Genomic DNA, 17,910 nt, shown 5'->3' on the forward strand with positions numbered 1-17,910 from the left:
AGGAGTGCGCGTCTGTCGTCGTCCTGTCATGGCGGCAGGCAGCGTCTAGGGGAAATCCCTGGGCATGGCGGCGGGGACGTCTTGGGCGTGTCCGTGGTCCGCCCACGTTTTTTATGTTCGTGGTCGGTCCACGTTTCTATTACGGCCGCTGCGGCGTATCGGTGACGAGCCGTATCCAGTTCTGCACGAAGCGCGAATGGCGCCGCTGATCCAGTCCCACGAGCAACGCCGGACTCAATACCACCGGCTGCACGATGCCCTGCGACCGCGCGAGCACCGCTTCGGAGGTCCAGCGCCCCGGCGTGTCTTCCATGATGGAGCCGAGCGCGGCATGGCTGGATGCGACCTGCTGCCCGGCGGGCGACAGCAGCCAGTCGACCAGCGCACGTCCCAGATCGGGATTGGGGGCGGTACGCGCGATCAGCACCGAGCGCGCCAGCACGAGCACGTAGTCCTGCGGAAACACCACGCCGATGGGCCGGCCCGCGGCCTGGCGCGACAATGCGTACGAGCCGAGGATGTTGTAGCCGATGTCCAGTTCGTCGCGCTCGATGGCGTCCAGGATCTCGGCGCTGGTGGCGGCCAGCCGCACGCCGGCCTGACCCATGGCGTTGGCCAGCCCCCAGAAGTTGGACGAGACCAGTTCGTCCTGTTCGGCCAGCAGATAGCCCAGGCTGCTGGCGGCAATGTCGTAGGTGCCGATGCGTCCGCGCAGACGCAGGGGGTCCTGTTCCAGCAGCCGCAGCAGGTCCTGGCGCGAGCGCGGCACGGCCGCCTCGGCAAAACGCTTGGGGTTATAGACGATGACCGCGGGCTCGAACGTGAACCCGTAGACCTCGTGCCGCCAGATGGCCCAGGACGGCAGCCGCGCGGCGTAGGGCGAGGCATAGCTTTGCGCGTACCCGTCGTTGGCCAGCCGGATCTGCAGGTCGGATGCCGAACTCATCAGCACGTCCACGTCCTGCAAACTCCCTTCGATGGCGGCCTCGTAAAGCTCGCGGCTACCCATTTCGCGGTAGACGACGCTGACGTCGGGGCGGTGGGACTGGAAGCCCTGGATGAGCGGTGCGACGACGGGCGTGTCGGTCGGACCGGCGATGGTGAGGACGCGGGAGGAAGGTTGGGGCGCGGGGTAGCGGGTGATGATTTCTGGGATTTGCGAGGGGCGGAGGGTGTCGGCAGTTTTGGCAGCGGCGGGAGCGGCAACCGGATCTGACGTGACCCGCGCCGGCTCAGCCGCGCCTGCCGCGCGGACCTCAGCGGACGGCGCAGCGAGCAGCAGGCATGCGGTGCAGAACGCCGCTGCGGCTGTGGTCAGCGCGCGCCCGGCGCCGCCGCGCGCCAAGGGCAGCACGACGCGAGCCGTGAGGCCGCCGCCGGGCCGGTCGAGCAGCCACAACGAGCCGCCATGCGCGACGGCCACGGACCGCACGATGGCCAGTCCCAATCCGGACCCGGGCAGCGATTCCCCCGCACGGCCGCGCGAAAACCGCTGCTGTACGGTTTCCTTTTCATCGTCGGCCACGCCAGGCCCACGATCCGAGACGGTCAGCGCGACACGATATCCGGCAACTGGCATGGCCTGGATCTCAACGGGTCCATCCGGCGCGTAACGCAAGGCGTTGTCCACCAGGTTGCGCAGCATTTCGCGCAATGCGACACGATCCCCTGCGATGCGCGCGCGGCGCACTTCAGGCGCAATGGCGATGCGCAGCCGCTGTGCATCCAGAGGTCCAATGCGCCGGCGCGTTTCATTGACAGTCTCCGCCACGCCGACAAGCGCGCGGGCGCCCTTGCCCATGCGGTGGGTGATGGTGGCGTCCATGAGCAACTGGTTGATGAGCTGGCTGGCGTGGGTGGCGTTCAGATGGATGCGTTCAAGCCGCGCGTGCAATCGCTGCGGATCGGTCTCGTCCAGGGCGACCTCGGCCTGCGCGCGTAGCGACGCCAGCGGTGTGCGAACTTGGTGCGCAGCGTCGGCCACCAGGGTGTTGAGGCTGTCCATGGCGCCGGACAGGCGCTGCATGAAGCCATTGAGCGCTTCGATGAGCCGCCGCACCTCGCGCGGCACGGGCTTGGACAGCGGCTCCAGATCATCGGGCGCCCGACGCCGCAATTCGCGTTCGACGACGGCAAGCGGCGCAAAGGCGCGCTGGACGCCAAACCACAAGAGGCCGAGCGCGACCAGCGATACGGCAAGCAGCGGCAACACGCTGCGCTGCAGAATTTCACCGGCCAGCGCCTCGCGCGACCCCAACGTCTCGGCGACGCGCAAGGTGACCCAGCCGGCGTGCTGGCTGGCGGACACGAGGCGGCCGACGGTCGCAACGCGGATGGGTTCGTCGTGATACCGCAAGTACGTGAAGACGGGCGTGGCGGACTGCGCGAGCGGCAGGCCGGGCGCAAGGTCGCCGTACCCGGTGATGAGCCTGCCGTTGGAGGTGCGCGCCTCGTAGAACACGCGCTCGCCGCCGGACAGCATGGCAAGCGACGAGACTGGCGGCTCGACGGTGACTTCGTTGTCTTCGATCTGAACCGATCCGGCGATGGTCAACGCGGAGGCGGCGAGCAGGCGATCGAACGCCTGTTCCGCAGCACGCTGGGCGTAGCCGCGCAGGAAGAACACCAGCCCGATGAGCGCGCACGCAAGCAACACGGCGCCCAGCGTGAAGACGCGTTGCCGGATGGAGAAGCTTTCAGGGATTTTCATGGCTGCGGGCCTGATACCCGACGCCCCGCACGGTGACGATGTCCACGGACGCGCCGGCCAGTTTCTTTCTCAGCCGCGAGATCAGCAACTCAAGCGCATTGAGCGAGCCGTCGTCCAGGTCGAAGATCTGATTCATGAGGCGTTCTTTGGCGACGGTCTGACCCAGCTTTCCGACCAGAATCTCAAGCAATCGGAATTCACGCCGGCCGAGTTCGAGCGGGGCGCCGGCCAGTTCGACATGCCTGTTTGCCAGGTCCAGACTGAGATTGCCGTAATGCGCAACACTGGTGGTCTGCCCCGCAGGCCGCCGCAACAGGGCACGCAGCCGTGCTTCGAGTTCGCGCAGGTCAAAGGGTTTGACGAGGTAATCATCGGCGCCAAGATCCAGCATGTCGATCTTGTCCTCGATCTCGGCGCGCGCGGTCATGACGAGCACGGGCGCGTCGAGCCCGGCGGCACGCAATTCACGGATGAGCGTGAAGCCATCCTTGCCGGGCAAGTTGATGTCCAGCACGAGCGCGTCCCAGGTCTCGTCCAGCGCCCATCGCGAGGCCTGCACGCCGTCGTGCGCCCACTGCACGCTATGACCTGCCGAACGCAGCTTGCTCTCAACGGCATCGCCAAGATCGAGATTGTCCTCGACCAGCAGAATGCGCATGATGTCTTCTCCTCCGTTTGCTTTTTTGTTGGGAGTTTAACGGGGAGATCGTTAGCGTTGCGTTGGGATTCGGGTTTGGGGTTTTGCGACTTGGGCGCGTGCTGGTTCTTGAATTTTGGCGGCTTTGGTTCTTGAGGTGTCTGGCACGGCGGTGGATTCGGTTCTTGAGGTGTCTGGCACGGCGGTGGATTCGGTTCTTAAGACGTCCGGCACGGTGGCGTCCCGGGGCGCGCGGGGCCACGATTGCGGTCCGGAGCCTTCGCTCCGGACTGCCCCGTCGTCATCTTCGTCCAGGCCTACGGCCTTCCCTTCAGATTCCCTCGGGCTTATCGACGCCCCGCGCACCCCGGGACGCCACCGCACCGGACTCTGGCAATTCAAGTCTTCTAGTCGCCGGGACGGTCAGTTTTCTTGGCATTTTTGCGCAGAGCATTTCGGGCCAGAAGCATCTTGCGATGCCCGTCTCCGTTCGGCCGCGCGGGCGGCCTCCGGAGACTTACGCGGCGTCTTGCGTTGAAATGATGACGCTTCGCGAGTAGGTAACGCTTGGGTTTTTGACACCAGCGAAGACTGGCTACAGGCTCGAAGTGCGCTCCCAGGTTTCAGACTCCATCCCTTGGCGAAGGCGCTAGCTTGTGCGGGTGCCCGACACCCGCGGACTTGTAAGACTGGTTCGGGTGTCAGACACCAGCAGATTCGTAGGACTGGTTCCGGTGTCTGACACCTTCGTGCGAGCACGGCTCGCTGCTAATCGACACTTGAACTCAAGTGCCCGATGGGCGGCGCGAACAGGTCGGCAGGTTGTGGCGAATCGTCGCGGCGCCGCCCATCACCGCCCCACCCCCCGTGAGGCGAACCATTAGCAAACCAATCCCCGCCAGCGCGCAGCGCACACGCCACGACTCCCCACGGACCCGATGCCGGGTTGCCGCCGTCCGGGCGGCAGCAACCCGGCGGCCCCGCAGATCTCCTTCCCTGACCACGGGTCTTGTAGCGCGCAAACCAAAGACCCTGGCAGCACGGCGTCGCGGTCACCGGGGAGGCGAGCGCCGTCGATGCGCCCGAGGGAATCTGAAGGCAGTCGCCGAAGGCGACAACGAAGATGACGACGGGGCAGTCCGGAGCGAAGGCTCCGGACCGCAATCGTGGGCGATCGCCTCCCCGGTGACCGCGGCGTCGGGCGACCTACGAAGAACTGAAGAAAGCGACCTACGAAGAACCGAAGAAAGCGACCGACGAAGATCGGAAGAATGCGACCTACGAAGCCGCAGCCTCCCCCTTAACTTCGCCCACAAATCGACAATCCAACTCCAGAGACAACTCATCCATCCCCAGAATATCCACCTCAACCGCAGTCCCGCGTTCAAACTCCGGCATCCCCCCCACCCGAGTCACCAACGGCGCATTCGCAAACCGCACCAGATCGTCCCGGAGCACATGCGCCACCGTCCGCGTCACGCCGTTCTGCTTCAGCCAGCGCAGGCACCAGTAGCGTTCCATTGCGCTCTGGAACTCGGCCCAGGCCGCGTATTGCGCGTCGAAGGCGCCGATGATGGCGAACAGGTCTGCGTCGCGCGGCTTGAAGGGGGCGATCAGGCGGGCCGAGACGCCGTGTTCCACCGCGGCGATCAGTTGCCATTGGTTGACCAGGTCGACGTAGCGGCGCAGCGGCGACGTGCTCCACGCGTATTGGGGAACGCCGATGGCCTCGTGGGGCAGCGCCTGCGTGCTCATGCGCACGCGGCCAGCTTGCTGCGAGCGGTAGATGCCCGGCACGCCGTGCTGGTTCAAGAGGCCGCCCCACAGGTTGTTGGCCAGGATCATGTATTCGGCCACCATGCGATCCAGCGGCGCGTTGCGCTGGCGCGGGACGAGGCGCACGGGCGTGTCGGGATCGTCGGGGTTGCCGTCCAGGTAGAAGCTGTACTCCACCCGGGAATTGTTTTCCGGCTTGCCGCGCACGTTTTCGCGTTGCGCGGACAGGGCCTGCGCCAGCTTCCAGAGCGGGCGCAGCCAGTGGCCGTAGGGGAGGTCGGCGTCCGGATCGGACAGGCTTGCCTCGGTGACCTGGCTGTCCAGCATGTTGTGACGCAGGTTCTCGCGCACGACGATGCGTTCCAGGCGGGTTTCCGATTCGATGACTTCGCCGGTTTCGGGATTGGCGGTGACGTACAGCGATAGCGCGGGCACTTCGCGGCCGGCGTCCAGGGAGAACGCCTGGATGACGCTGTCCGGCTGCATCGGGATCTTGTCGCCGGGCATGTAGACGGTGGACAGGCGGGCGCGGGCCAGTTTGTCCAGCTCGCTGTCGCGGGTGACCGACAGGCCGGGCGCGGCGACGTGGACGCCGACGCGCACGCGGCCGTCGGGCAGCGTGGAGACGGAGAGCGCGTCGTCGATTTCCGTGGTGGTGACATCGTCCACGGAATAGATTTCGGCGTCGGCCAGCGGCAGTTCGCGGTCGATGGGCGGCAGTTCCACGTCGGGGAAGGCCAGGCCGCGCGGGAAGTTGACGGCCAGGAAGCGGCGCTTGTGCAGCGCGAGTGCGTGCGGCCAGGCGCCCAGTTCCAGCAGCAGGCGGTCAGGCGTCTTGCCCAGCTTGGCGCACGCGGCGTCCAGGGCCTTCCATTGCTGCGAGTTCTTGTCCGGACGGATCAGGAGCGATTCGGCGGCCTGCGCGATGGGTTCGGGCAGGCGGCCCGCGGCCATTTCGTCGACCCATTCCTGCTGCTGTTCGGCCTGGCGCTGCTTCTTTTCCAGCGCGGCGAGCGCGGCGGCCAGGATGTCCGGCGGGGCGGGGCGGTAGCGGCCCTTGCCGCGGCGGTGGAAGTACGCCGGCGCGCCGTGCAGGCGCATCAGCAGCGCGGCCTGCTCGACGGGCGTGGGGGCGTGGCCGAAGTAGTCGGCGGCCAGGGCGGGCGAGTCGAATTCCTCTTGCGGCGCGCATTCCCACAGGAATTGCAGATCCAGCGTCTCGGCCGTGGCGGCCGCCTGGGTCATCAGGGCTGCCGGATCCGGCGAGGCGAAGTTGAACAGGGTATTGGCGCGCTTGATTTTGCTGCGCTTGCCCGACTCCGACTCCACCTGCAGGCTGGCGTCGGTCTCGGACAGGATATTGCCGGCCTTGAAGCTGCCGTCATCTTCGTAAAACACATACATGGTGGGGATCGTCCTGGGCGGCGGCCTCGCGCCGCCTTGCGCAGCTTTGTGGGTGTTGAGAGTCGATATTGATTATCAGGTGCGTACCGGCTTGCCGCCTAGGGCGAATTCAAGCACTTCGGGCATCCAATCCGCGAAATCGGACAGGCCGTGGTCGCTGCCTTGCACGATGCGCTGGCGGCAGCCGGCGTATCGGTCGCGCATCTCGCGCCAATCCAGCACTTCGTCGCCGGTCGCGGCCACCAGGAAATACCGGTCGGGCTGCGTGATGCGCGGCGCATGGATGGCGGCCAGTTCGTCCACATATTCGGGCAAAAAAACGAACGGCGCGCCGGAATGATACATGTGGTGCTCGCCGACCTGGGTGGCAAGGTCGCGCGCGGCGTGGACGGCGGGATTCAGCAGCACGGCCTTGCAGCCCAGCTGCTCGGCGATCCAGGTGGCGTAGAAACCGCCCAGCGACGAGCCGATGACAGTCAGTTCGCGCGGCGAATCGGCGTCCGCCAGCCGGTCGCGCGCCATGCCCAGCGCCAGGTCGATGGCTTGGCGCGGGCTGGCGGGCAGTTGCGGGCAGGCCCACGCATCGGTCAGGCCGCGCGCGGCCATGGCGTCCGCCATCAGGCGGGCCTTGAATGAATCGGGCGACGATCGGAAACCGTGTAGATAGAGGATCATTGTTTGCTGTTTCCGTGTGCGTTGCGGGAGGCGGCCGGCTGAGGGCTTGAATTCCGGACATGCGGGTCTGGCAGGGCCAGCCCGGCATGTCCGGCAGGGCGCGCTTTGCCGGGTACGGCCAAGCGGGCGGAATCAGCCGCGCGCCTGCAGCGCATCCAGCAGCTTGCCATGGATGCCGCCGAAGCCGCCATTGCTCATCACCAGCACCTGGTCGCCCGGCCGGGCGGCGCCAGCAACGGCGTCGATGAGCGCGCCGATGTCATCGTAGCTGGAAGCCCGCCCGCCCAGGGGCGCCAGCACTTCGGCCGGGTTCCAGCCCAGCGCATGCTTGCCCTCGCTGGCGCCAAAGCAGAACACCAGGTCAGCGTCGGCCAGCGCCTCGGGCAGCCTGGCGGCCATGGTGCCCAGCTTCATGGTGTTGGAGCGCGGCTCCAGCACGGCCAGGATTCGCGCCGATCCAACCTGACGGCGCAGACCTTCCAGCGTGGTGGCGATGGCGGTGGGATGGTGAGCGAAGTCGTCGTAGACCTTGATGCCGTTGACCGTGCCGCGCAGCTCCATGCGGCGCTTGACGCCGCCGAAGCGGGTGAGGGCGTCGATGCCCTGTTCTGCGGGCACGCCAACGTGTTCAGCGGCAGCCAGGGCGGCCAGCGCGTTCATGCGGTTGTGTTCGCCGGAGAGCGACCAGCGGACGGTGCCGGCGTGGACGCCCGCGCGCGTGACCTCGAACGCGCCGTCAGCGTCCGGTGGCGACGCCTGCCACAGCCCTTCCGGACCGAACGTGACGGTATCCGACCAGCATCCCCGTGCAATCACGCGGTCCAGCGCGTCCGATTGCGTCGGTCGGACGATACGGCCCGAGCCGGGGATCGTGCGAACCAGATGGTGGAACTGCGTTTCGATCGCCGTCAGATCGGGGAAGATGTCGGCGTGATCGTATTCCAGGTTGTTCAGGATGGCGGTGCGCGGGCGGTAGTGAACGAATTTGGAGCGCTTGTCGAAGAACGCCGTGTCGTATTCGTCCGCTTCGATGACGAAGGGGCGGCGCGCCGGGTCGTAGCGGGCAGATACGTGCAGGTCCTGCGCCACGCCGCCGATCAGGAAGTTCGGGGCCATGCCTGCGGCTTCCAGCACCCACGCCAGCATCGAGCTTGTGGTGGTCTTGCCGTGCGTGCCTGCCACTGCCAACACGTGCGCGCCCGGCAGGATGTTGTCGCCCAGCCATTGCGGTCCGGACACATAGCGCGCCCCGGATTCCAGAATGGCTTCCATCAGCGGGTTGCCGCGGCTGACCACGTTGCCGATGACGTACAGGTCAGGCTTGAGCGCCAGTTGCTCGGCGCCAAAGCCTTCGATCAGTTCGATACCCTGTTCGGAAAGCTGGGTGCTCATCGGCGGGTACACGCCCGCGTCGCAACCCGTGACTTTGTGGCCGGCTGCGCGCGCGATCAGCGCCAGTCCGCCCATGAAGGTGCCGCAGATGCCAAGAATGTGCAGGTGCATTGATAAATCTCCTGCCCCGCATTGTATATATAGCGGCCCGACAAGCCGGCGCCTCGCGCCTGCGGCGTAAAACGGCCGCAACGGTTATCATCGCGCCATGAATCGACGCCTACTTCTTTCCGCCGCCGTGGCGGTGGCCGCGACTGTCGCGGGCGGCTATACGCTGATGGGCCGCAAGCCCAAGAACGATGCCGCGCCGGCTGACGCGGGCGATCCGGTCGCGGGACTCATGCAGATGCAGCTTCCGGATCTGAATGGCGCCTCGCATTCGCTGGCTGGCTGGAAGGGCCAGCCGATCGTGGTCAATTTCTGGGCAACCTGGTGCGCGCCGTGCGTCAAAGAGATGCCCGCGCTCGACGCTTTGCAGAAAAAATACCCGCAAGTACGCTTTGTTGGCATCGGCGTTGATTCTGCCGCTAACATGCAGAAGTTTGCCGAGAAAGTACAGGTTTCATACCCGCTGTGGGTGATCGGCGCCGGCGCCATCGATACGCTGCGAAAGCTGGGTAATCCTAGCGGTGGCCTGCCTTTTACTATCGTTTTCAACGCAGATGGCAGCATTAACCGGAAGATATTGGGTGAAGTCCAACCCGACGATCTGGATCGCACCCTTTCGGGTTTGAAGGCGTAAGTCTGTTGGACAAATAGTAGGAATTGGCGTAAAAAGCTGGTTTATCGGCTGTTTTGCCAACAATTGGCAATCCACAATTTGGCACGCGCATGGCGCAAAACATACTGGTATTGCATGGCCCGAACCTGAACCTGCTTGGCACCCGGGAACCTCATATCTACGGCAGTCTTACTCTGACCCAGATCAATGAGCGTCTCGAGCTGCTCGCGGGCGAATTGGGCGCCACGCTGACTGCGTGGCAAAGCAATCACGAAGGTGCGCTGGTTGACCGCATTCAGGCGGCACGGCAGGACGGCACGGACTTCATCATCATCAACGCAGCGGCATACACGCACACCAGTGTCGCGCTTCGCGACGCGCTGGCCGGGGTCGCGATCCCATTTATTGAAGTACATTTGTCCAATCTGTATAAGCGAGAGCCGTTCAGGCATCACTCTTATCTGTCCGACTTGGCGCAGGGCCTGATCAGCGGCCTGGGCGCGGACGGCTACGAGGCCGCGCTGCGTTACGCAGTGCGGCACTGATCTCGCATCAATTCAACGCTTTTACATCTTATACGGCGCGAACCCCGACGCTGGGACGACGCCGACACTATCTCGGGAAGCAGCTTCTATGGATCTTCGAAAACTCAAAACCCTGATCGACCTGGTGGCTGAATCGGGCATCGCCGAGCTGGAAATCACCGAAGGCGAAGGCAAGGTCAGAATCGTCAAGTTCTCGCAGACGCTGCAGCCGGTGGCCTACCACCAGCCCGAAGCCGGCGTGCCCGCCGCGCCCGTCGCCGCCGCCGCGCCCGCCGCTGCGCCGGCCGCGCCCGCTGCCCCGGTCATTCAAGGCCACGTCGTGAAGGCCCCGATGGTCGGCACGTTCTACCGTTCGCCGAACCCGGGCGCCGCCCCGTTCATCGACGTGGGCGCCACCGTCAAGGAAGGCGACCCGCTGTGCATCATTGAAGCCATGAAGCTGCTCAATGAAATCGAAGCCGACAAGGCCGGCGTCATCAAAGAAATCCTGGTCGAAAACGGTGAGCCCGTCGAGTACGGTCAACCCCTGTTCGTCATTGGCTGATAGCTGAACATGTTCGAAAAAATCCTGATCGCCAATCGGGGCGAAATCGCCCTGCGCATTCAGCGCGCCTGCCGCGAGCTGGGCATCAAGACCGTCGTCGTGCACTCCGAGGCCGACCGCGAAGCCAAGTACGTGCGCCTTGCCGATGAATCCGTGTGCATCGGGCCCGCGCCGTCGCGTGAAAGCTACCTGAACATGCCGGCCATCATCTCGGCCGCCGAAGTCACGGATTCCGAGGCAATCCACCCGGGTTACGGGTTCTTGTCCGAAAATGCCGACTTCGCCGATCGCGTCGAGAAGAGCGGTTTCGTGTTCATCGGCCCCCGCCCGGACACGATCCGCCTGATGGGCGACAAGGTCAGCGCCAAGCGCGCCATGATCGAAGCCGGCGTGCCGGTGGTGCCGGGCTCGGAAGGCGCGTTGCCCGACGATCCGCAGGAAATCCTGCGTACGGCGCGCGAAGTCGGCTATCCGGTCATCATCAAGGCAGCAGGCGGCGGCGGTGGCCGCGGCATGCGCGTGGTGTACACCGAGGCCGCGCTGCTCAATGCCGTCACGATGACGCGTTCCGAAGCAGGCGCCGCGTTCAACAACCCGGAAGTCTATATGGAGAAGTTCCTCGAGAACCCGCGCCATATCGAAATCCAGGTGCTGGCCGACGGCGGCCGCAACGCGGTCTGGCTGGGCGAGCGCGATTGCTCCATGCAGCGCCGCCACCAGAAGGTCATCGAGGAAGCGCCGGCGCCCGGCATTGCCCGCCGCCTGATCGAGCGCATTGGCGACCGCTGTGCCGACGCCTGCCGCAAGATGGGCTATCGCGGCGCCGGCACGTTCGAGTTCCTGTACGAAAACGGCGAGTTCTATTTCATCGAAATGAACACCCGCATCCAGGTCGAACACCCGGTCACCGAGCTGATCACCGGCATCGATCTGGTGCAGCAGCAGATCCTGATCGCCGCCGGCGAGAAGTTCACGCTGCGTCAGCGTGACATCACGTTCAGCGGCCATGCGATCGAATGCCGCATCAACGCCGAAGATCCGTTCCGTTTCGTGCCCAGCCCGGGCCGTATCACGAACTGGCATACGCCTGGCGGCCCTGGCGTGCGTATCGACTCGCACGCGTTCAATGGCTACTTCGTGCCGCCCAACTACGATTCGATGATCGCCAAGGTCATCACGTACGGCGACACGCGTGACCAGGCGCTGGCGCGCATGCGCATCGCGCTGTCGGAAATGGTGGTGGAAGGCATTTCCACCAACATCCCGCTGCACCGCGAAATGCTGCAGGACGCCCGCTTCATCGAAGGCGGCACCAGCATCCATTATCTGGAACACAAGTTGGCGCAGCGTCCCTGACCGACTCTGGGGCCTCACGGCCCCTTTTGCGTTTTACCTTGTTGATGTTTTAAGGTTGATCGGGCCGCGGCGGATGCCGCGGCCCGTTGACCAGATGGAAGAGAAAAATCATGCGTGAACTCGTGCTCCATTGCTCGGAGACGCAGGCCGAAGCCCTGTCGGACGCCTTGCTCGAAGCCGGCGTGCTGTCGGTCTCCGTCGAAGATGCCGACTTCGGCACCGAAGTCGAGCGCCCGTTGTTCGGCGAGCCCGGCACCGAGCCCGACGTCCAGGCATGGGACCGCAATCTCGTCGTCGCCTTGCTGCCCGACGGCGCCGATCCCGCGCAGATCATGGAAGAAGCCGCCCAAACCGGGGAGCTCGATGCATCGGTGTTCGACGGCTGGAGCCTGCGCGACGTGCCGGACGCCGACTGGGTGCGCCTGACGCAATCGCAGTTCGGCCCGATCCACATCGCCGAACGTCTCTGGATCGTGCCCAGCTGGCACCGCGACAATCCCGATGTGCCCGGCCTGGACACGGCCTTGCCCGACCAGGACGGCGCCATTCATATCGAACTCGACCCGGGCCTGGCGTTCGGCACCGGCAGCCACCCGACGACACACCTGTGCCTGGCGTGGCTCGAAGCCGAGCTTCCCGCCGGCGCGACCCTGCTGGACTACGGCTGCGGATCCGGCATCCTGGCCATCGCGGCGCGCAAGCTGGGCGCCGGCCCCACGCAGGCGGTCGATATCGACGCGCAGGCGGTGCAGAGCACGGTGTTCAACGCCGAAGTCAACAAGGTCGAGCTGCAGGCCATGCTGCCCGACGGACTGGCGGACGGCACGTTCGAAGTCGTGGTCGCCAACATTCTGTCCAACCCCCTGAAGGTGCTGGCCCCCATGCTGGCTGGCCGCGTTGCCGCGGGTGGCCACCTGGTGCTGTCGGGCGTGCTGGAACGCCAGGCCGAGGAGGTCGCGGCCGCCTATGCGCCCTGGCTGGCCATGTCGGTCTGGCGTGCGCGCGACGGCTGGGTCTGCCTGCACGGCAAGAAGCCCTGAGTCCCGGCAGCAGGAGCACGCCTCATGGCTCTGACCACCCGCTGCCCGCAGTGCGGCACCTCGTTCAAGGTGGTGCCTGATCAGCTTCGGGTCCGCAATGGCCTGGTGCGTTGCGGCGCCTGCTCGACCGTTTTCGATGGCCGTGCGTGCCTGGTGTCCGCGCCGGGTGCGCCTGTCGCGATCACACCGCCGGCCGCGGCGCCGCTGCCATCGTCCGCCGCGGCCGTGGCCGCGCCCGTGCTCGCCGCGCCCGAGCCGCATCCGCCCGCCGCACCGTTTCCGGAACCGGCCTTTACGCCGGTGTCGACACCGGCCCCGGCGCCTGCACCGGCGGTCACTCCGGCGCCTGCCCCCGCCTTCACCCCGGTGCGTCCGGCGGCGGTTCCGCCGCATGTGCCGCCGCATGTGCCGCCGCCCGCCATCGTGCCGCCCCGCGCAACGCCCGCCGTGCCGGTTGAGCCGCGTGTGATTCTGCCCTGGGAAGACGAGCCCGAGGCGCCGCCCGCCCCTCCGATTCCGACGGCGCCTTCGATTCCGCCCGCCGTGCTGCGCGGCCGCGACGACATCCGCAAGCGCGCCGAGTCGGAAGCGGCCATGCCGGATGACCACGCCGAAGACGACGACCTCGACGATGACGGCGAACCATTCCTGCGCGAGCCGGAGCCCCGCACCGCGCCCGCGCCGCGGCCCCCCGTGTTTCGCAACGAACCCATCGTCGCCAGCCGGTCCGGCGAGCCAACGCTGGACTGGCGCGCCGGGCAGCCGCGTAGCGACGTGCGCAGTGATCCGCGCCATGATGTTCGCCACGACCCGCGCCAAGGCCCCCGCCAAGATCCTCGCCACGACATCGCCGACGACTTTCGCGACCAGCATCGCGACGATGTCCGCGACATCGAGCGCGACGACGAATACGAGGACGAAGACGACCTCGACCACTCCGCCCACGAACCGGTGCTGGGCGACACGCGCACGCGTTATTCCAGCGCCACCGACGTGGGCCGTGCGCCACCCGAGTTCCTGGACCAGGACCGGATCGAGCGCAGCGGCCTGGTGCGCAAGCTGTGGGCCTACGCCTGCCTCATCGGCCTGATCGTGCTTGCCCTGCAACTGCTCTACGCATACCGCACCGATATCGCCAATTCCGTGCCGGCGCTGCGGCCGGTCCTGGAGGCCGCCTGCAAACCGCTGGACTGCACGGTCGGCTACGCGCGCCGCCGCGATCTCATCAGCATTTCGTCGTCGTCGTTGCAGCCGCCCAAGGGCGCCGCCGCCATCGATGACGGCCGCACCCGCCTGGTGCTGACCGTGATGCTGCACAACCGCTACGACAAGCCGCAGCATTGGCCGGCGCTGGTGCTTGAACTGAACGACCTGTCGGATACGGTGGTCGTGCGCAAGGTGCTGATGCCCGAGAATTACCTCACGCCCGAGCAGTTGAAGGGACCGTTCGGTCCCCAGGGTGCATTGAAGATTTCAGTCCCCATTGAAGTGACCGGCGTTCAGGTCAATGGCTACCAACTCGACAAGTTTTTCCCGTAAAGGATGACAAGCATGGCAACTCCTGTTCTGGTCTGCGGTTCGATGGCATTCGACACCATCGCGGTGTTTGAAGGCCGCTTCAAGGAACACATTCTTGCCGACCGCATCCAGTCGCTGAGCGTGTCGTTCCTGGTGCCCAGCATGCGCAAGGAATTTGGCGGCTGCTCGGGCAACATCGCCTACAACATGAACCTGCTGGGCGGCGCGCCGGTGCCGGTGGCCACCATCGGTGAAGACGCCGGCGAATACATGCAGCGGCTGTCGGGCCTGGGCATCGACGTCAGCCGCGTCAAGGTCATTCCCGACACGTTCACCGCACAGTGCTTCATCACGACCGACCTGGACGACAACCAGATCACCGCCTTCCACCCGGGCGCCATGTCGTTTGCCGCGCAAAACGACCTGAGCGACGCCGACGCCGCCTGGGCGATCGTTGCACCGGACGCGAAAGAAGGCATGTTTGCCCACGCCGAACGCCTGCACAAGCGCGGCATCCCCTTCATCTTCGACCTGGGCCAGGCAATGCCGCTGTTTGACGGCGCCGACCTCGAGCGCATGCTCAAGCTGGCGCAGGCCCTCACGGTCAACGACTACGAAGCCGGCGTGGTCGAGCAGCGTACCGGCCGCAGCGTCGCGGACATTGCGCGCACGCTGCAGGCGGTGGTCGTGACGCGTGGCGCCGAAGGCGCCACCCTGCACACCGAAGGCAAGACCATCCAGATCGAACCCGTGCGCGCCTCGCAGGTGGTGGATCCCACCGGCTGCGGCGACGCGCAGCGCGGTGGTCTGCTGTATGGCCTGACCAGCGGCTGGAGCTGGGAAGACAGCTGCCGCCTGGGCAATGTCATGGGCGCCATCAAGATCGCTTCGCGCGGCCCGCAGAACCATGTGCCGACGCGTGCCGAGATCGACGCCGTGCTGCACGCCACCTACGGCATCCATCTGCCTGCCTGATCGGCCAGGACTCCCCGGGAACCGACACCTCGCACACAGGTCGAAAGACAGCGCATATTCAATGGCAACGGGCTGTAGCCCGTTGTTTCGCGCCTGAGTTTGCAGCTTCTGGCGGAGCGTTTCAGTCTGTTGCGGGTGCGCTTGCCGGGCGTTGCGGGCGGAGTATCATCAGTCACCGTCGGTCGTGCCCGAATGAGGAGTCCAAATGAATCATATAAAGTCTTTTTCCCTGGTGACGCCGCGTACCGGCCGTTGGCTGGCTGTCGCGGCTGTGGTGACGTCGATGGCAGTGCTTGGCGGTTGCGCAAACCCCAGCGCCTCCAGCGGCGTGTACAGCTACGATCAAGCGCAGCGCGAACAGATCGTCCGTAACGGAACGGTCACCGGCGTGCGTCCGATCGTCATCCAGAACGACAAGTCCAGCGGCGTCGGCATGGTGGCCGGCGGTGCATTGGGCGGCGTGGCCGGCAACGCGATCGGTGGCGGCACGGGCCGCACTATCGCCACGGTCGGCGGCGTCATCCTTGGCGCGCTGGCGGGCAACGCCGTCGAAAACCGCGCACAGAAGAACTCCGGCCTGGAGATCACGGTGCGCCTGGATAACGGCGAGACCCGCGTGGTCGCCCAGGAAGCCGACGTGCCCATCAGCGTGGGCCAGCGCGTCCAGGTGATCAGCGGCGCCGGTCCGACCCGCGTCACGCCGATGTAATCGGCCCAGCCCGCAATCAAAAAGCCCGCGCAAGCGGGCTTTTTTGTCGCTCGCCCGCAACGCAGTCCCCCGGGATTTACCCGCGAACGTTACCTTTCCAAGCGTTTTCTCGCCATTTCCTCCATAAGTTTCATGGCGATTCGACGGCCGAAGTGCAATGATTGCGACGGCGCGGCAGTCCGGATTTAATGTAACCACGTGCTTCCGGAAGCCCCGCTTGCTGGCTGGAATTTTTCAGTTTGGTTTCAGCTGTTTTCTGTATCCTCGTCGCCTGAATCCCGGGGCGGGGGATGGTTTGCCGAACAGGCAACGTTACGCTGCAATACCTATGCATACCGAGCAAGAACTCCACACCAAGATCGGCGAGATCGTCGAGTCGATCGTCATGAAGAAAGTCACCCCCGACACGCAACTGATTGCCACCGGCCTGGTCGATTCGCTCGCCGCCGTGGACATCACGCTGGCGGTCGAGTCCGAGTACGGCTGCAGTATCCCGGCTCCCGAAATCGCAGAGCACCTTCAGTCGGTCCGCGTGCTTGCCGGCTATGTCGCTGCCCATACTTCGTAATACCCGGTTCCTGTCGCACGTCGCGGCGGCAGCGACGGCGGTAGCGTTGGCGGTAGGGGCGTATTGCGGGGCGGACGATCTGCTCAGCCGCGTCGTCAATCCGTCGTCATCGCCCTCGGCCATCGCGGCCGACAAGAGCAACTACCTGCCCAACCTCGGGCCGGACTGGGGCACCCAGCACGTCAACCTGAACCGTCTGGGCAACGCACTCAGCGACGGCACGCTGGTGGTGCTGGGCTCTTCCGAGCTGTCCAGCCACGACCTGCGCTTCGTTCCCTACCGCTTCTTTCCCGAAGAGCTGAAGGTGCCGACGCTCGCATACGGCCACGCGATGTTCCAGTCGTATGGCATCGTCAGCGTGCTGGAATCGGTATCTGATTCGCTCACGCCCAACACGCGCCTGGTCATCATGCTGTCGCCGGCCTGGTTCGCGTCGGGCGGGCAGCTGCCGCGCAGCGCGTTTGCCGAGCACGTCACGGGACCGGTCTGGGACCGGTTGTGGGACCAGCCCAGTACGCGCGAGCAGATGCAGAACTGGATCAGCGACAACGCGAACTGGGGGTTGCTGTGGCTCATCGCCAATGGTCAGGTGTCCGAGCTGAAAGACAAGCTGGCGCTGTGGTGGCATGCGCGCCAGGAACCGGCGCCCGACAAGCCGCGCACCAAGCTGTCCGTGCCCGCGCACCGCTACGTGTCCTGGCCGATGTCCGCCCGCCTGAATGCCGGACAGTGGTCGCGGATCACGCACGAAGCGCGCGTCGTCGAACACAACCTGGGCGGCAACAACCCCTACGATGTGCGCGACGACTACTACCAGCAGTACCTCGCGCCGCTGTACTCGCCCGCGCGCAATGAATTCGCGGACGTCGATCCCATCACCCGCACCGAGCTGGGCGACCTCTCACGTGTGATGGCGCTGCTGCAAAAGCGCAAGGTCAAGGCGTACTTCGTCATCCAGCCGTTCAACCCCAAGCTCATCCTGGACGTCGAACGATTCGACCCCGTGGTGGCCGCCATCACCGGCATGTGCACGCGGTACCAAATGGGGTGCCTGGATCTTTACAGCATTCCTTTCGAGCCGGGCATGCTGCGCGATGACATGCACCTGGCCGAACTTGGCTGGGCCATGGCCGATCAAGGCATTGCGGAGTATTTTTCCCGATGAAACTCTTTCGTAAAGACGAAGCCCGTAATGCGGGCGTGGCCTGGGCGCGCCGCTTCTTCTGGCACCTGTGCTTGTACGTGGGCGTGATCCTCGTGTTCGTGCTGCAGGCGCAGCCCACGACGGGCAGCGGCGGACCGATCAAGGTCGAATTCCAATACCAGCAGTTCTGAGCGCA

The 17,910-nt window shown here is 65.6% G+C and carries 16 protein-coding genes; 11 read left to right on the forward strand and 5 right to left on the reverse strand.

Going from position 1 to position 17,910, the window contains the following annotated elements; genetic code table 11:
* Positions 1 to 139: 139 nt before the first annotated feature.
* The 5 genes from MHZ91_RS14410 to mpl all read right to left on the reverse strand — a co-directional run bounded on the left by MHZ91_RS14410 (position 140) and on the right by mpl (position 8,705).
* The gene (locus tag MHZ91_RS14410; protein WP_239214250.1) at positions 140 to 2,710 is read right to left on the reverse strand and encodes an extracellular solute-binding protein; all 2,571 of its coding nucleotides are present in this window, start codon (positions 2,708 to 2,710) and stop codon (positions 140 to 142) included.
* On the reverse strand, positions 2,697 to 3,368 hold the full coding sequence (locus MHZ91_RS14415; protein WP_239214253.1) for a response regulator transcription factor: 672 nt from the start codon (positions 3,366 to 3,368) through the stop codon (positions 2,697 to 2,699). The genes MHZ91_RS14410 and MHZ91_RS14415 overlap by 14 nt, the downstream gene beginning before the upstream one ends.
* 1,257 nt (positions 3,369 to 4,625) lie before the next feature.
* Positions 4,626 to 6,527, reverse strand: a complete 1,902-nt coding sequence (locus MHZ91_RS14420; RefSeq protein ID WP_218342191.1) for a ribonuclease catalytic domain-containing protein — start codon at positions 6,525 to 6,527, stop codon at positions 4,626 to 4,628.
* Between the two features lie 75 nt (positions 6,528 to 6,602).
* Positions 6,603 to 7,202 carry a YqiA/YcfP family alpha/beta fold hydrolase gene (locus MHZ91_RS14425; RefSeq protein ID WP_175186478.1) on the reverse strand — a complete coding sequence of 200 codons (600 nt, stop codon included), beginning with the start codon at positions 7,200 to 7,202 and terminating at the stop codon, positions 6,603 to 6,605.
* A 132-nt stretch (positions 7,203 to 7,334) separates the two neighbouring features.
* Positions 7,335 to 8,705, reverse strand: a complete 1,371-nt coding sequence (gene mpl / locus MHZ91_RS14430) for a UDP-N-acetylmuramate:L-alanyl-gamma-D-glutamyl-meso-diaminopimelate ligase (protein WP_239214255.1) — start codon at positions 8,703 to 8,705, stop codon at positions 7,335 to 7,337.
* A gap of 97 nt (positions 8,706 to 8,802) precedes the next feature.
* On the opposite strand from mpl, the gene MHZ91_RS14435 reads away from it, so the two are divergent.
* The 11 genes from MHZ91_RS14435 to MHZ91_RS14485 all read left to right on the forward strand — a co-directional run bounded on the left by MHZ91_RS14435 (position 8,803) and on the right by MHZ91_RS14485 (position 17,905).
* Positions 8,803 to 9,336 carry a TlpA disulfide reductase family protein gene (locus MHZ91_RS14435; RefSeq protein ID WP_175186480.1) on the forward strand — a complete coding sequence of 178 codons (534 nt, stop codon included), beginning with the start codon at positions 8,803 to 8,805 and terminating at the stop codon, positions 9,334 to 9,336.
* An 89-nt stretch (positions 9,337 to 9,425) separates the two neighbouring features.
* Positions 9,426 to 9,860: a type II 3-dehydroquinate dehydratase gene (gene aroQ / locus MHZ91_RS14440; protein WP_239214257.1), complete on the forward strand. Its 435-nt coding sequence runs from the start codon at positions 9,426 to 9,428 to the stop codon at positions 9,858 to 9,860.
* An 88-nt stretch (positions 9,861 to 9,948) separates the two neighbouring features.
* Positions 9,949 to 10,404 carry an acetyl-CoA carboxylase biotin carboxyl carrier protein gene (gene accB, locus MHZ91_RS14445; protein ID WP_191578217.1) on the forward strand — a complete coding sequence of 152 codons (456 nt, stop codon included), beginning with the start codon at positions 9,949 to 9,951 and terminating at the stop codon, positions 10,402 to 10,404.
* 9 nt (positions 10,405 to 10,413) lie between these two features.
* Entirely contained in the window at positions 10,414 to 11,760 is a 1,347-nt protein-coding gene (gene accC / locus MHZ91_RS14450; protein ID WP_175126241.1) for an acetyl-CoA carboxylase biotin carboxylase subunit, read from the forward strand.
* Positions 11,761 to 11,870: 110 nt separating this feature from the next.
* Positions 11,871 to 12,800 carry a 50S ribosomal protein L11 methyltransferase gene (gene prmA / locus MHZ91_RS14455; RefSeq protein ID WP_175186482.1) on the forward strand — a complete coding sequence of 310 codons (930 nt, stop codon included), beginning with the start codon at positions 11,871 to 11,873 and terminating at the stop codon, positions 12,798 to 12,800.
* A 24-nt stretch (positions 12,801 to 12,824) separates the two neighbouring features.
* A complete protein-coding gene (locus MHZ91_RS14460; protein WP_239214259.1) occupies positions 12,825 to 14,339 on the forward strand; it encodes a DUF3426 domain-containing protein in 1,515 nt (504 codons plus the stop codon).
* A 12-nt stretch (positions 14,340 to 14,351) separates the two neighbouring features.
* Positions 14,352 to 15,293 (forward strand): carbohydrate kinase family protein, encoded by a 942-nt coding sequence (locus MHZ91_RS14465; protein WP_175126238.1) that lies wholly within the window; start codon positions 14,352 to 14,354, stop codon positions 15,291 to 15,293.
* A 205-nt stretch (positions 15,294 to 15,498) separates the two neighbouring features.
* Positions 15,499 to 16,002: a glycine zipper 2TM domain-containing protein gene (locus MHZ91_RS14470; RefSeq protein WP_175126237.1), complete on the forward strand. Its 504-nt coding sequence runs from the start codon at positions 15,499 to 15,501 to the stop codon at positions 16,000 to 16,002.
* 328 nt (positions 16,003 to 16,330) lie between these two features.
* Entirely contained in the window at positions 16,331 to 16,570 is a 240-nt protein-coding gene (locus MHZ91_RS14475) for an acyl carrier protein (RefSeq protein WP_008159625.1), read from the forward strand.
* Positions 16,548 to 17,735: a D-alanyl-lipoteichoic acid biosynthesis protein DltD gene (locus MHZ91_RS14480; RefSeq protein ID WP_175126236.1), complete on the forward strand. Its 1,188-nt coding sequence runs from the start codon at positions 16,548 to 16,550 to the stop codon at positions 17,733 to 17,735. The genes MHZ91_RS14475 and MHZ91_RS14480 overlap by 23 nt, the downstream gene beginning before the upstream one ends.
* Positions 17,732 to 17,905, forward strand: coding sequence for a hypothetical protein (locus MHZ91_RS14485; protein ID WP_175126235.1), 174 nt, complete (start codon positions 17,732 to 17,734; stop codon positions 17,903 to 17,905). The genes MHZ91_RS14480 and MHZ91_RS14485 overlap by 4 nt, the downstream gene beginning before the upstream one ends.
* The last annotated feature ends 5 nt before the right edge of the window (positions 17,906 to 17,910 follow it).

The sequence above is a fragment of the Achromobacter sp. ACRQX genome (genome assembly GCF_022346505.1).
In the GTDB taxonomy this organism is placed as follows: Bacteria; Pseudomonadota; Gammaproteobacteria; order Burkholderiales; family Burkholderiaceae_B; genus Achromobacter; species Achromobacter animicus.